This window comes from Paraciimarium castrense LEGE 11436, assembly GCF_056633055.1.
The window spans coordinates 16781-29774 of sequence record NZ_JBSJOW010000006.1; the positions used below are offsets into that span (position 1 = coordinate 16781).

The following is a 12994-nucleotide window of genomic DNA, read 5'->3' on the forward strand; positions in this document are numbered from 1 at the left end:
GGGTTTGCTGTGGGAGACGGCTTGGCTGGAGCCTCGACTCCCGGCCCGTTCCCCGCTCTCCGGTGAAGAAGCGCACCCTCCTGAATCACGGGGCCCTGGCCTGGTTTGCGGGTGCTCTGCTCAACGCCTACGGCCAGCTGATCCTGCTCACCTCCCGCGTCGTGGTGCGCCGCGACCAGCTCAGTGCCCGTTTGATCGGCGCGCAGGGGCGGCCGGTGATCTATGCGCTCTGGCATTGCCATGTGTTCTTCATGCCGCTGCTGCGCATCAGCAGTGGAAGGCCCGTGGCGGTGCTGCTCAGTGCCCACCGCGATGCCCAGATCGTGGGGGTGGCGGCCCGCATGCGCGGCGTTGAGCTGGTGGCCGGCTCCTCCACCCGCGGCGGTGTGCGGGCCTATCTGCAACTGATTCAGCTGCTGCGTCGGGGACGCTCCATCTGCATCACCCCGGACGGCCCCAGGGGCCCCGCCCGGCGCGTCAAGCCCGGCGTGGTTCATCTGGCCCAGCAGTCAGGCTGTGCCGTGGTGCCGGTGGGCCTGGCCGTGCGCCGGGGCCGCCGACTGCGCTCATGGGATCGCACCCTTTTCCCGTTCCCCTTCTGCCAGGCCGTGCTCACCCTGGGGGCGCCCCTGTGGTTGCCGCCGGTGGAGGATGCCGAGGCCCTCGCCCTGCAGGCTGAACAGCTTGAGGCGGCCTTGGAAGCCGCTTCGGAGCAGGCCATTCGTGCCCTCTGAGCCGGTGACACCGCTGTTGCTGGGCCTGCGCCTGCTGCAGACCCTGCTCACCCCCGGGATCCTGCTGCTGCTGCTGCTGCGGTTGCTGCAGGGTAAGGAGGAGTTCGGGCGGTTGCCGGAGCGGCTGGGCTGGGCGGGCCATGAGCGCCCTCCCGGCCCCCTGATCTGGATGCACGGCGCCAGCGTCGGCGAGCTCACGGCACTGTTGCCCCTGGTGCGGGAGCTGGGCGCAGCCACGGCCCAGCCAGGTCTGGAGCCCCCGGTCGTGCTGGTCACCTCGGTGAGCCGCAGCTCGGCCCAGCTGGCCCAGCGGCTGCTGCCGGAGGGAGTGATCCATCAGCTGGCGCCGGTGGATCATTGGCTGGCCCTGGCCCTGTTCCGGCGGCACTGGCGGCCCCAGCTGGGTCTGCTGGCGGAGGCTGAGCTCTGGCCGGAGCTGGTGCTGGCCATGCCGCGGCTGCACCTGGTCAATGCCCGCATGAGCGAGCGCTCCTACCGCCGCCATCGCCGCCTGCCGGCCTACGCCGCCTGGCTCTATGGCCGGGCCCGCCTCTGCTGGGCCCAGTCCGAGCCCGATGCCGCCCGCCTGCGTCGGCTCGGCGCTCCCCGGGTGGAGGTGGTGGGCTCCACCAAGCGTGACGCCGATCCCCTCGCCGCGGACGCAGCGATCGTGGCCCGGCTGCAACCATTGCGCCGCCGGGGCCCGCTGCTGCTGCTGGCCAGCAGCCATGCCGGTGAGGAGGAGCTGCTGCTGCAGGCCCGTTCGCGACTGCTGCGGGACCTGGGCCCACTCACCCTGGTGCTGGCGCCCCGCCACCCGCAGCGGGCTGCCGCCGTGCTCGAACTGGGCCGGCGGCAGGGCCTGGTGGCCATTCCCTGGGGTGAGCTGGCCTCCAGGGATCCGGCTGACCATGCTGAGCTCGACGTGCTGGTGGTGGATGTGCTGGGGGCGATGGGCAGCTGGATTGCGGCGGCGGATCTGGTGGTGATGGGCGGCAGCCTGGCCGCGGGGGGCCGCCTGGTGGGAGGCCACAATCCCCTCGAGGCGATCCGCGCCGGCAAACCGGTGGTCTGCGGGCCGGACATGGCCAACTTCGCTGGCCTCAGCGAGGAGCTGCAGGCCGCCGGTTGGCTCCATGCCTGCCCCACCGCCGAGCTGCTCTGGGCTCGGGTGGTGGAGCTGCTGAGCCGGGAGGCGCCGTCGCCCCCCCCCTTGCGACTGGAGGGTCCCTCGCGCCGCATCGCCAAGCGCCTGATCGCTGAGCTGGCCACGGCCGAGCTCGACGCCGCCAGGCTTGCCGACGCCAGCCCGGCCCGGGAGGGCCGCCGATGCTGATCAGGCCGCCTGCGTTCCTCTACCAGCGCGGCCCCTGCCTGCGGGCCCGGCTGCTGCGGCCCTTCGCCGTGCTCTATGCCCTGGCCACCGGGCTGCACCGGGGCTGGGTGCGGCCCCTGCGCCCAGCGGTGCCGGTGGTGTCGATCGGCAATATCACCCTGGGCGGCACCGGCAAGACCCCTCTGGTGATCGGTCTGGCGCGGGAGCTGGGCAGGCGGGGAGTGCGCCTGGCCGTGCTCACCCGCGGTTACGGCAGCGGCCGCCGCACGCCGATCCGCCTGGAGGGCGGCCGCGGCGGTGGCGGTCGGGAGCCGCTGGCGCCGGAGGCGGGGCGCCGCGCCCCCCTGCGGCAGGTGGGGGATGAGGCCCTCGAGCTGATGGGCAGCCTGCCTGGGGTGCCGGTGTGGGTGGGCTCCGACCGCCGCTCCGCGGCCCGCCAGGCGGTGGCCGAGGGGGCCGAGCTGCTGCTGCTGGATGACGGCCTGCAGCACTGGTCCCTGGCCCGCGACTGCGACGTGACCGTGCTCGATGAGCGCCATGGCCTCGGCAATGGGCTGCTGTTCCCTGCCGGCCCCCTGCGCGAGCCGGCCTCCCAGCTGGGGCGTGCCGACCTGCTGGTACTCACCGGCAGCGGCGCTGCTCCCCCGGCCGGCGGCGACTCCAGCCAGGGCCTGCCCGATCTGGGGGGGCGCGTCGAGCCCGAACAGCTGGGCTGGCCTGCCGGCAAGCCCTGGTTGCGGGTGCCCGCCACGCTGCAGCCCGCCCCCAGCCTGCGGGGACGACCGCTGCTGGCCTTCTGCGGCATCGGCTTGCCGGGCAAGTTCTTTGCGGCGCTGCGCCAGTCGGGGCTGCAGCTGGTGGGGAGCCAGGCCTTCCCCGACCACCACCCCTATGCTCAGGCCGATCTGGAGCGGCTGCTGGCCATGGCCCAGGCCCGGGGAGGAGCCACGCTGGTGACCACCGTGAAGGACTGGCATCGCCTGCCCCCCCACTCCCGCAGCGTGGTGGCCGCCGTGCCCCTGGTGCTGGAGCCTGAGGCACTCAAGGCCCTGGCTGATCTGGTGCAGGAGCGGTTGCGTCTGGCATGGAGCTGAGCCAGGCTCCGCTGCGGCTGCTGGTGGTGGCGGGTGAGGCCTCGGGCGACCTGCACGGCGGCGCCCTGCTGCAGCAACTGCGCTCTCGCCTGCCCGAGGCCGAAATCCTGGGCGTGGGGGGGGAGCGGATGCGGGCCGCCGGCCTCTTGCAGCTGGCCGATGTGCGCCATCTCTCCGCTGCCGGGGTGGTGGAGATCCTGGGCAGCCTGGGCCGCCACTACCGGGTGATGCGGCTGCTGAAGCGCCAGATGGACCGCCAGCGCCCGGCGGCCGTGGCCCTGATCGACTACCCGGGCTTCAACCTCCTGGTGGCCCAGGAGGCCCACCGGCGCGGCATTCCGGTGTTCTTCTACATCGCCCCCCAGGTGTGGGCCTGGGGCCAGGGCCGGGCGCGTCGGATGGCGGGCTACATCGATCGTCTGGCGGTGATCTTTCCCTTCGAGGAACCGCTGTTCAACGCCCATGGCCGCGCCTTCGCCCGCTACGTGGGCCATCCCTTGATGGATGGGCTGGCGGTGACCGCCAGCCGGGAGGCCACCCTGCAGCGCCACGGCTTCGATCCCGAGCGGCGCCTGCTGCTGTTGCTGCCCGGCAGTCGCCGCGCCGAGATCCGGTTGCTGCTGCCGGCCCTGCTGGCCGCAGCCGCCGTGTTCGGCCAGGAGGGCTGGCAGGTGGGCCTGCTGCGGGCCCCTACGGTGGACCAGGCCTTCCTCGAGCAGGTGGCCGGAGAGGCGTCCCTGCCCCCCAGCTGCTCCGGCGACGACACCTACAACCTGCTGCACGCCGCCGATGGCGCCCTGGTCAGCTCCGGCACCGCCACCCTGCAGGCTGCGCTGCTGGGCTGTCCCCACGTGATCGTCTACCGCTTCTCGCGGCTCACCTATCTGCTGGCCAGGCTGGCCACCCGCCACCGGGTGATCGGTCTGCCCAACGTCATCCTGGGCCGGGTCGTCTTCCCGGAGCTGGTGCAGCGGGCCGTGACCCCGGCCAACCTGGTGCGGGAGCTGCGCCAGCTGCTGGCTGATCCCGCCGGGGTGCGCCAGGCCGTGGAGGAGCTCCACAGCAAGATGGGGCCGCCGGGCGCTTCGGCCCGGGCAGCGGCCGAACTGGTGGATCTGGTGCGATGAGCAGGCATGTGTACGGGCGCTTCCTGGCCTACGGGAAGCCCTATCTGTGGCCCACCTTTCTGCTGGCCCTGCTGTTCAACCTCGGCTATGGGGCCTCCACGGGTTTCGTGCCGCTGGTGATCCGCCACCTCTTCGATGACGTGCTGCCCAGCAGCGACCGGGGCCGGCTCTACGGCGCTCCGGCCGTGATCCTGGGGGTGATCGTGCTGCGGGCCGTCTGCCAGTACCTCGGGGCCTACCTCACCGAGACGGTGAGCCAGTCGATCACGGCGGACCTGCGCTCCGATCTGGCCGCCAAGGTGATGGTGCTGCCGCAGTCGTACATCGACCGCCATCCCTCCAGCACCCTGATCTCGCGGCTGCTCAGTGATGTGACGCTGGTCAAGACCGGCATCGTGGATGGCTTCTCCTCGATCTTCAAGGATTCACTCACCCTGCTGGCCCTGGTGCTGGTGGCCATCTACCAGGACTGGCTGCTGGCCCTGATCGCCTTCATCCTCTTCCCGGTGGCGATCCTGCCGGTGCTGCGCTCCTCGAAGAAGGTGCGGCGCCACTCCAGCCGGGGCCAGTCGAGCCTGGCGCGGCTGGCCAGCTACCTGCAGGAGTCGCTGGTGGGCTCCCGGGTGGTGAAGGTCTTCGGCATGGAGGCCTATGAGCTGCGGCGCTTCCGGGAGGAGAACGCTGCCGTGCTGAAGGCCGCTCTGCGCACCACCCGGGCCAAGCTTGCCAACCAGCCCCTGATGGAGCTGCTGGGGGCTGTGGGGTTCAGCGCGGTGCTGGTGTACGGCGGCGAGGCGGTGATCAGTGGCAGCCGTACCACAGGCAGCTTCTTTGCCTTCCTCACTTCCCTCTATCTCTGCTACGCGCCGTTCAAGGGGCTGGCGAGGGCCAATGCGGTGCTGCAGCAGGGGCTGTCGGCCGCCGAGGACCTCTTCGCCATCCTGGATACCCCGGCGGATCCGGTGGAGGCGGCGGTGCCGCGGCAGCTGCAGGGGGTGGCCCGGGAGCTGCGGGCCGAGGCCCTGAGCTTCGGCTACGGCAACGACCCCGTGATCCGCGAACTGGAGCTGACGATCCCCGTGGGCAGCACGGTGGCCCTGGTGGGTCCCAGTGGTGGCGGCAAGAGCACGATCATCGATCTCTTCTGCCGCTTCTACGACCCCGACAGTGGCCGGATCTGCATCGACGGCATCGACATCCGTGAGCTCTCCCTGGCCTCGTTGCGGAGCCTGATCTCGGTGGTGGATCAGAACACCGTTCTGTTCAATGACACGGTGGCGAACAACATCGCCTATGGCCATGCCGCCGCCTCGCGCCAGGCTGTCGAGGCGGCGGCCCGGGCCGCCAATGCCCACGGCTTCATCGCCCAGCTGCCCCAGGGCTACGACACCCCGATCGGCGAGAACGGCACGCTGCTGTCCGGCGGCCAGCGGCAGCGCATCGCCATCGCCCGCGCCCTGATCAAGAACGCCCCGATCCTGTTGCTCGACGAGGCCACCTCGGCTCTGGATTCAGCCTCGGAGCAGGTGGTGCAGGAGGCCCTGGATCGGCTGATCAGCAACCGCACCACCCTGGTGGTGGCCCACCGGCTCTCCACGGTGGTGAACGCCGACCGGATCTGCGTGATCGAGGCCGGCGCGATGGTGGAATCCGGCACCCACGCCGAGCTGATGGCTCGCGGCGGCCGGTATGCCGCCTTATTTTCGACACAATTCGCAAACCCACCCTTGGTGTCGCCCCGATGACCATTGCCCCCAGCCGTTCCCCGGCCCCCTCCGGCGCCGCCTGGCAGCGGGCCGACTGGGCCAGCTCCTTCCGCAACGTGGGCACCGAGCTGGCCGATGTGGCCGTCACGGCCAGCCGGGGCGCCATCCCGGCCGAGCTCTGCGGCAGCCTCTACCGCAACGGCCCGGGCCGGCTGGAGCGGGGTGGGCAGTGGGTGCACCACCCCTTCGATGGCGACGGCATGATCACGGCCCTGCGCTTTGAGGGCGGCGAGGCCAGGCTCAGCAACCGCTTCGTGCGCACGGAGGGCTGGCAGGCCGAGGAGAGCGCCGGCCGTTTCGTGTACCGCGGCGTGTTCGGCACCCAGAAACCGGGGGGGGCTCTGGCCAACGCCTTCGACCTGCGGCTCAAGAACATCGCCAACACCCACGTGGTGCGCCTCGGCGGCCAGCTGCTGGCCCTCTGGGAGGCGGCGGAACCCCATGCCCTCGATCCCCACAGCCTGGAAACCCGGGGCCTCAGCCGCCTCGATGGGGTGCTCAAGCCGGGTGAGGCCTTCAGCGCCCACCCCCGCTTCGACCCCGGTCACCGGGGGGCGCCGCGGATGGTGACCTTCGGTGTCAAGAGCGGGCCGCGCAGCACGATCCGGCTGATGGAGTTCGCCACAGCCGACGACCCTGCCGCCGGCGTGCGGGCGGGCCAGCTGCTGGCGGAGCGCCACGACACGATGGCGGGCTTCGCCTTCCTGCACGACTTCGCCATCACCCCCAACTGGGCCGTGTTCCTGCAGAACGCCATGGCCTTCAACCCCCTCCCCTACGTGTTCGGCCAGAAGGGGGCGGCCCAGTGCCTGGCCTCCAAGCCCGGCGAGATCGGCCGCTTCTTTCTGGTGCCCCGTCCGGGCAGCGCGGCGGCGGAGCGCCATGCCAAGCCCCTGGAGGTACCAGCCCCCGAGGGCTTTGTGTTCCACCACCTCAATGCCTTCGAGGATGAAGCCACGGGCGAGCTGGTGCTCGATTCGATCTTCTACGCCGACTTCCCCTCGATCGGCCCCGGCGAGGACTTCCGTTCCGTGGACTTTGAGGCCATTCCCGAGGGGCAGCTGAAGCGCTGCCGCATCGATCTGGAACGGGCCGCCACCGATCCCGCCGGGGCCGTGAGCTCCGACTGGCTGGAGCAGCGCTGCTGCGAATTCGCCACCGTGCATCCGGCCCGCCAGGGACGCGACGCCCGTTTCGCCTGGATGGCCGTGACCGAACAGGAGCGCGGCAATGCGCCGCTGCAAGCGATCGAGAAGCTCGATCTCAGCAATGGGGAGCGCCGTGTCTGGTGCGCCGGGGCGCGGGGCTTCGTGAGCGAGCCAGTGATGGTGCCCCGCGCCGCCACGGGCTCTGAAGCCGCCAGCGGCCCTGAAGACGACGGCTGGGTGCTCTGCGTGGTGTGGAACGGCGCCCGCTGCGCCAGTGATCTGGTGATCCTCAACGCCGACGATCTCTCGGAGCAGGCGGTGCTGGAGCTGCCCCTGGCCATCCCCCATGGCCTGCACGGCAGCTGGGTGGCGGCCTAAGGGCTGGCGAACAGCTGGCGCAGCTGGGGTTCGAGGGCCGCGAAGGCGCGCCCCCGATGGCCCAGGCGGGCCTTGGTGCCGCTGTCCATCTCGGCGAAGGTCTGGCCCGCCTCGGGCACGTGGAACACCGGGTCGTAGCCGAAGCCCCCCGTGCCCCGGGGCGCCTCCAGAATCACGCCTGGGCAGTGAGCCTCCACCGCCAGCCGCACCCTGCCGCTGGGGTCGGCCACGGCCAGGGCGGCGCTGAAGTGGGCCCCTCGCCCCGCGGCATCGGCTGTTCCGGTGCTGCTGCTGACGGTGGCCAGCTCCTCCAGCAGCCGGGCGATGCGGGCGGCATCGGTGGCGGCGTAGCGGGCTGACTGCACCCCCGGGGCACCGCCGAGGGCCGCCACGCAGAGGCCGGAGTCGTCGGCCAGGGCCCAGCAGCCCGTCAGGCGGGCCACGGCGCTCGCCTTGATGGCCGCGTTCTCGGCGAAGCTGCTGCCCGTTTCCTCCACCTCCAGGCCTTTGGGCTGGGGCCTCACCTCCAGGCCCAGCCCCGCCAGCAGCCGGCTGAATTCGCTCACTTTGCCGGCGTTGCCGCTGGCGATCACCAGCACGCCGGGGTTGTCGTTGGTGGGTTCCATGGCCGCGGCCTCACACCTGCTCGGCCAGCTGCTGCGCCCAGGCGAGCACGCAGGCCACCCGCTCCGGGCTGGGGGCCTCGCAGTAGAGCCGCAGCAGTGGCTCGGTGCCCGAGAAGCGCAGCATCAGCCAGTGGCTGGGCCCCAGCCGCAGCTTCACACCGTCGGTGCGGATCACCTCCTGCACCGGCAGCCCGGCCACCTCGGCCGGCGGCTGGGCGGCCAGCAGGGCCTCCAGCCGGGCCCGGGCCGCCATGTCCGGAAGGCGCAGGTCGAGCCGGTCGTAGGCCGCGGCTCCGCCACAGCGCTGCTGCAGGGCATCGAGGCGCTGGCCCAGGGGCACGCCACCCTCCACCAGCGCCTCGATCAGCAGCAGGGCGGCAAAGGGGGCGTCCCGTTCCGGCAGGTGCATGCCGAACCCCACGCCGCCCGATTCCTCGCCCCCCACCAGCACCTCGCCGGCCAGCATCTCGGCGGCGATGTGCTTGAAGCCCACCGGTTTTTCCAGCACGGTGCGGCCCAGCCCCTCCGCCACCTGCCGCATCAGGTCGGAGCCGCTCACGGTCTTGATCACCAGCCCCGGCAGCTGGCGGGCCCTGGCCAGGTGGTCGATGAACAGGGGCATCAGCAGCTGGGTGCTGCAGAAGCGGCCCTGCTCATCCACCGCCGCGATGCGGTCGCCATCGCCGTCGAACACGATCCCCATGGCCGGTTTACCGGCCGCCGTGCTGGCGCGCACCGCGGCGATCAGCTCCTGCAGGTAGGGCGCCAGGGGCTCGGGGGGATGGCCGCCGAACAGGGGGTCCCTCTGGCTGCGGATCTCGTGGATGGCCCCGCTGGCCAGGGCCTGGGGGCCCAGCAGGGCGGGCAGCACGCCGGCGGCGGAGCCGTGCATCGGATCCACGATCACGCTGAGGCCGAGCCGTTCCAGCCCCGCCGCCAGGGCGTCGGTGTCCACCTTGGCCCGCAGGCCGGCCAGGTAGGGGCCGAGGGCATCGAACCGGGGCGTGTCGGCCGACCGCGGCACGGTGATGCCGCCGGCGGCCAGGCGTGTTTCCACCCGCTGGGTGAAGTCCCCTTCCACCGAGCCGCCGAAGGGCCCCTTGATCTTCAGGCCGAGCCATTCGGGCGGGTTGTGGCTGGCGGTGATCACCAGGGCGCCGAGGGCGCCGCGCTCCACCACCGCCCAGCTGCTGGTGGGTGTGGGGGTGGGGGTGGCGGCGAGCACGGGCTCCAGTTCGGCGCCGCGCACGGCGGCGCAGATGGCCTCGGCCAGCTCCGGTGCCAGGAAGCGGCGGTCATAGCCGATCACCACTTCGCGGCTGCGCAGCTCCGCGGGCGCCGAGGAGGCCAGTTCGCGGGCGGCGGCCGCCGCCACAGGCAACAGCCGCTCCAGCGTGATGTCCACCCCGAGAATGCCCCGCCAGCCATCGGTGCCGAAGCTGATCGGGGCCGCGTCCAGGGGCAGCGGGGCTGAAACCATGAACCTTGGGTGTGGTGCCCGCCAGCTTGCCCGATCCACCAACTGACTAGCGTTCCCGAGGCGCCGGGCCCTCAGTGCCGGGCCCCTGGGCCGGGACCGGCTGAGGATCAGCGCCAGGCCGAGTTCGGATGCGGGCTTGTCCCGTTCTGCTCAACGCCGCGGCCCTTCCCCCCTCCACGGCTCTGCCCCTTGCCCCAGCTGACGATCCGCCGATGACCCAGGTGGTGCTCACCGACCGGCTGTTGCGCAGCTGGCTGCGCTGCAAGCGCCGGGCCTGGCTGGATCGCCATGGCGATCCGGAGGCCCGTCGCTGGACAGCCCATCGCAGCCTGGCCCTCAGCGACCAGCTGGCCAGTTTCCAGAGCCTGCTGGCCCAGAAACCTGGCCATGGCGAGGCCGCCTGCGCTGCCGCGGCCCCGGGAGTCGTGGGGCTGCGGCTGCAGGGGGAGGGGCCCGCGGATCTGCAGCTGCAGGCCCATCCCTACCTGCTGCAGCGGCTGCCGGGCCCCAGCCGCTGGGGCGACCATGCCTATCGCCCCGTGCTGGGGCGCCAGGGCCGCAATCTCACCCGCGAGCACCGGTTGCTGCTGGCCCTGTGGGGTCGGCTGCTGGCCGAGTACCAGCGAGCCCCTGTGCCCCAGGCCCTGGTGGTGGCGGGCTCGGGCCGGAACCTGCAGCGCGACACCCTCAGCCTCAGCGCCGGCCTGCAGCACCAGCTCGATGAAGCCCTTGTGCGCCTCGCCGAAACCATGGAGAGCCCAGAGCCACCGCCCCTGGTGGCCGACCGCAAGAAGTGTGTGCTCTGCAGCTGGCGCGGCCAGTGCGATCAGGAGGCGGCGGCCGAGGGCCATCTCAGCGAGGTGAGCGGCATCGGCGGCAAGCGGCGCGAGATGCTGCTGGGGCTGGGCATCACCAATCTCAAGGAGCTGGCGGCGGCCGATCAGGCCTGGCTGGGGGAGGCCCTGGCCGTGCACGGCGAGCAGCATCGCCACAACGCCGCGGTGCTGGTGGCCCAGGCCCGCGTGCAGGCGCTGGGACGGCCTGAGCGGCTGGAGCCGTTGCCCCCTGGGGCCGAGGGGGCAGGGGGCACCGATCCACTGCCCGAACTGCGCCATTGCCCCGGGGTGCTCCTCTATGACATCGAGTCGGATCCCGATGCCCGCGACGATTTCCTGCACGGGTTCGTGATCGTGCCCCGCGGTGCTGAAGGCGCCTGGCCGGCACGCCCTGTGCCCGCCCAGGGCAGCTGGCGCTATCAGCCCCTGCTGGCCCTCTATGACCACGGCGAGGCCCTGCTGTGGCAGCGGCTGCGGCGGCTGCTCGGGCGCTATCCGGCCTGGCCGCTGCTCCACTACGGCGAAACTGAGTCGATCGCCCTGCTGCGCCTGGCCCGGCGCCAGGGGGCCGGGGAGGCCGAACTGGCCGCCCTGCGCGATCGTCTGGTGGACGTGCATGCCAGGGTGCGGCGCCACTGGCGCCTGCCGGTGAACAGCTACGGCTTGAAGGCCGTGGCCAGCTGGCTCGGCTTTCGCTGGAGCCAGAGCGGCGTGGATGGCGCCCGCTGTCTGCTGTGGTGGCGCCAGTGGCGCCGCGACGGCGGCAGCCAGCGCCTGCAGCGGATCTTCACCTACAACCGTGACGACAACCTGGCCACCTGGGCCGTGGTGCGCTGGCTGCTCGACGGCCCAGGCTGACTCAGCTGGCCCCGGTGGCGTTCCCGGAGCCGGCCCCCACCGGCGGGGCCATGAACCCAGCCGGGGTGGACATCTGCACGCAGGGCCCGCCGGGGCCGAGTCGCAGTTCAGTGGCGGCAAGGGCCTGGCGCCGCACCAGGGCCAGGCCGATCCAGGCGCCCGAAGCGAGCCGCAGGGCGGAGGTGACGCTGCCGCAGCGTCCGCCATCGGATTCCTCGGCACTGAGCAGCACCTCGCCGATCGGAGCTGCCGCCAGTGGCGTTGGCTGCTCCGCCCCGGAGCCCTCCGCAGGCTGGGGCAGATGCCAGCGCCGCAGCTGCTGTTTGACGCCGTCGTAGGTGGCCAGCTTGGCCAGGGTTTCCTGGCCCACGTAGCAGCCCTTCGAGAGGCTCACCCGATCCGCCAGGCCCAGCTCAAACGGGTTGGTGCCGTCGTTGAGTTCCGCCGGTTCGGCCGGCAGGCCCTGCTGCAGCCGCCAGCGCTCCTGCTCGTCGGCGCCCAGGGGCGGCAGGGCCTCCAGTTCCGCGGGCAGAGCCGTGAGCTGGTGGAGCAGCCAGCCTGGCCCCAGCCGCCAGCCCTGATCTCCGGGCAGGGCCTGCCACTGCAGCGGTGCTGGCGGGCCGGCCGGGGTGGGTGTGGCGATGGCGGGGCTGAGCTGGGGGAGCGGCGTCAGCAGCCAGGCGGGCTGCAACGCGCCCAGCTCCACCTGATCGGCGGGGAAGAGCACCCGGTCGAGGCCGGCGCGGACGGCGGCGGCATCCCCGTGGGTCACCACCAGCCAGGCGCCCTCGCGCTCCACGAGCACCTCCGCCAGGGCCCGCATGCGGCCGGTGGGGGAAATGCAGCAGGTGCGGATCCAGGCCCCCGCCGGGGCGCGTTCCAGATCAGCGCTGGTCTGTCCATGCAGAAACCGCAGGGTGTCGGGCCCGCGCAGGTGCAGCAGGGTCACGGCTTGCTGCAGCCGTGCCGCGGGGGCGGGTTGCCAGGTCCAGGGATCGTGCATGGCGGAGTTCAGGGCAGAGCGCTGGCCGTGGCCGCCAGCTCGTCGAGCAGAAACAGGCTGCGCAGCTCCAGGCCGGCGGCCGTCATGGCCTCAAGGCCACCCTCCTGCCGGTCCACGATGGTCACCACCCGCTCCACCGCATAGCCCGCCTGCCGGAGCTGGTTCACCGCCAGGAGTGAGGAGCCGCCGGTGGTCACCACGTCCTCCAGCACGGTGATCCGGTTGCCGGCCGCCGGCAGGGGACCCTCCAGCCAGGCGCCCGTGCCATGGCCCTTGGCCTGTTTGCGCACGATCAGGGCTGCCAGGTCCCGGCCCTCCAGGGCCGCCCGCAGGGCCACGGCGCTCACGAGGGGATCCGCCCCCAGGGTGAGTCCGGCCACGGCCGCCGCCTCCGCTTCCACCTGGGCCAGCAGCAGCGATCCGAGCAGGGCCAGCCCCACGCCGCTGAGGCTCACGGGCTTGCAGTTCACGTAGTGGTCGCTGCTGCGACCCGAGGCCAGGGTGAAACTGCCGCGCCTGTAGGCCTGGCGGGCCAGGCGCTGCAGCAGTTCCTGGCGCATGGCCGACGGGGTTGCGGACGGAGCCAGACAGGCGGGGGGAGAGGGCAA

At 72.3% G+C, this 12994-nt stretch carries 11 protein-coding genes; 7 read left to right on the forward strand and 4 right to left on the reverse strand.

What is annotated here, in order from left to right; genetic code table 11:
• The first annotated feature begins 62 nt into the window (after window positions 1–62).
• Genes ACWJIO_RS09910 through ACWJIO_RS09935 form a run of 6 tightly spaced genes read left to right on the forward strand, consistent with a single transcriptional unit; the run spans window position 63 to window position 7583 of the window.
• Window positions 63–734, forward strand: coding sequence for a lysophospholipid acyltransferase family protein (locus ACWJIO_RS09910; RefSeq protein ID WP_480313203.1), 672 nt, complete (start codon window positions 63–65; stop codon window positions 732–734).
• Window positions 724–2070, forward strand: coding sequence for a 3-deoxy-D-manno-octulosonic acid transferase (locus tag ACWJIO_RS09915; protein WP_480313205.1), 1347 nt, complete (start codon window positions 724–726; stop codon window positions 2068–2070). The genes ACWJIO_RS09910 and ACWJIO_RS09915 overlap by 11 nt, the downstream gene beginning before the upstream one ends.
• On the forward strand, window positions 2064–3164 hold the full coding sequence (lpxK, locus tag ACWJIO_RS09920) for a tetraacyldisaccharide 4'-kinase (protein ID WP_480313207.1): 1101 nt from the start codon (window positions 2064–2066) through the stop codon (window positions 3162–3164). The genes ACWJIO_RS09915 and lpxK overlap by 7 nt, the downstream gene beginning before the upstream one ends.
• Window positions 3155–4291 carry a lipid-A-disaccharide synthase gene (gene lpxB, locus ACWJIO_RS09925; protein WP_480313208.1) on the forward strand — a complete coding sequence of 379 codons (1137 nt, stop codon included), beginning with the start codon at window positions 3155–3157 and terminating at the stop codon, window positions 4289–4291. The genes lpxK and lpxB overlap by 10 nt, the downstream gene beginning before the upstream one ends.
• Window positions 4288–6036: an ABC transporter ATP-binding protein gene (locus tag ACWJIO_RS09930; RefSeq protein ID WP_480313209.1), complete on the forward strand. Its 1749-nt coding sequence runs from the start codon at window positions 4288–4290 to the stop codon at window positions 6034–6036. The genes lpxB and ACWJIO_RS09930 overlap by 4 nt, the downstream gene beginning before the upstream one ends.
• Window positions 6033–7583 (forward strand): carotenoid oxygenase family protein, encoded by a 1551-nt coding sequence (locus tag ACWJIO_RS09935; protein WP_480313210.1) that lies wholly within the window; start codon window positions 6033–6035, stop codon window positions 7581–7583. Before ACWJIO_RS09930 ends, ACWJIO_RS09935 begins: the two co-directional genes overlap by 4 nt.
• Here the strand turns inward: ACWJIO_RS09935 and rdgB are convergent.
• Entirely contained in the window at window positions 7580–8209 is a 630-nt protein-coding gene (gene rdgB / locus ACWJIO_RS09940; protein WP_480313211.1) for an RdgB/HAM1 family non-canonical purine NTP pyrophosphatase, read from the reverse strand. The genes ACWJIO_RS09935 and rdgB overlap by 4 nt on opposite strands.
• Before the next feature lie 10 nt (window positions 8210–8219).
• Window positions 8220–9689: a phosphohexomutase domain-containing protein gene (locus tag ACWJIO_RS09945; RefSeq protein ID WP_480313212.1), complete on the reverse strand. Its 1470-nt coding sequence runs from the start codon at window positions 9687–9689 to the stop codon at window positions 8220–8222.
• A gap of 212 nt (window positions 9690–9901) precedes the next feature.
• On the opposite strand from ACWJIO_RS09945, the gene ACWJIO_RS09950 reads away from it, so the two are divergent.
• Complete coding sequence (locus ACWJIO_RS09950; RefSeq protein ID WP_480313374.1) at window positions 9902–11383, forward strand: TM0106 family RecB-like putative nuclease; 1482 nt, start codon at window positions 9902–9904, stop codon at window positions 11381–11383.
• Window position 11384: 1 nt separating this feature from the next.
• On the opposite strand, the gene ygfZ is transcribed toward ACWJIO_RS09950, so the two are convergent.
• Both ygfZ and pyrE read right to left on the reverse strand, forming a co-directional pair.
• On the reverse strand, window positions 11385–12386 hold the full coding sequence (gene ygfZ / locus ACWJIO_RS09955; RefSeq protein WP_480313213.1) for a CAF17-like 4Fe-4S cluster assembly/insertion protein YgfZ: 1002 nt from the start codon (window positions 12384–12386) through the stop codon (window positions 11385–11387).
• 8 nt (window positions 12387–12394) lie between these two features.
• Window positions 12395–12946: an orotate phosphoribosyltransferase gene (gene pyrE, locus ACWJIO_RS09960; RefSeq protein ID WP_480313214.1), complete on the reverse strand. Its 552-nt coding sequence runs from the start codon at window positions 12944–12946 to the stop codon at window positions 12395–12397.
• Window positions 12947–12994: the final 48 nt, after the last annotated feature.

Excerpts from the sequence above, each read along its gene's own strand:
- ACWJIO_RS09945 (WP_480313212.1), bottom strand. The coding sequence starts at position 9,689 with ATGGTTTCAGCCCCGCTGCCCCTGGACGCGGCCCCGATCAGCTTCGGC.
- ACWJIO_RS09935 (WP_480313210.1), top strand. The coding sequence starts at position 6,033 with ATGACCATTGCCCCCAGCCGTTCCCCGGCCCCCTCCGGCGCCGCCTGG.
- lpxK (WP_480313207.1), top strand. The coding sequence starts at position 2,064 with ATGCTGATCAGGCCGCCTGCGTTCCTCTACCAGCGCGGCCCCTGCCTG.
- lpxB (WP_480313208.1), top strand. The coding sequence starts at position 3,155 with ATGGAGCTGAGCCAGGCTCCGCTGCGGCTGCTGGTGGTGGCGGGTGAG.
- pyrE (WP_480313214.1), bottom strand. The coding sequence starts at position 12,946 with ATGCGCCAGGAACTGCTGCAGCGCCTGGCCCGCCAGGCCTACAGGCGC.
- rdgB (WP_480313211.1), bottom strand. The coding sequence starts at position 8,209 with ATGGAACCCACCAACGACAACCCCGGCGTGCTGGTGATCGCCAGCGGC.
- ACWJIO_RS09950 (WP_480313374.1), top strand. The coding sequence starts at position 9,902 with ATGACCCAGGTGGTGCTCACCGACCGGCTGTTGCGCAGCTGGCTGCGC.
- ACWJIO_RS09930 (WP_480313209.1), top strand. The coding sequence starts at position 4,288 with ATGAGCAGGCATGTGTACGGGCGCTTCCTGGCCTACGGGAAGCCCTAT.
- ygfZ (WP_480313213.1), bottom strand. The coding sequence starts at position 12,386 with ATGCACGATCCCTGGACCTGGCAACCCGCCCCCGCGGCACGGCTGCAG.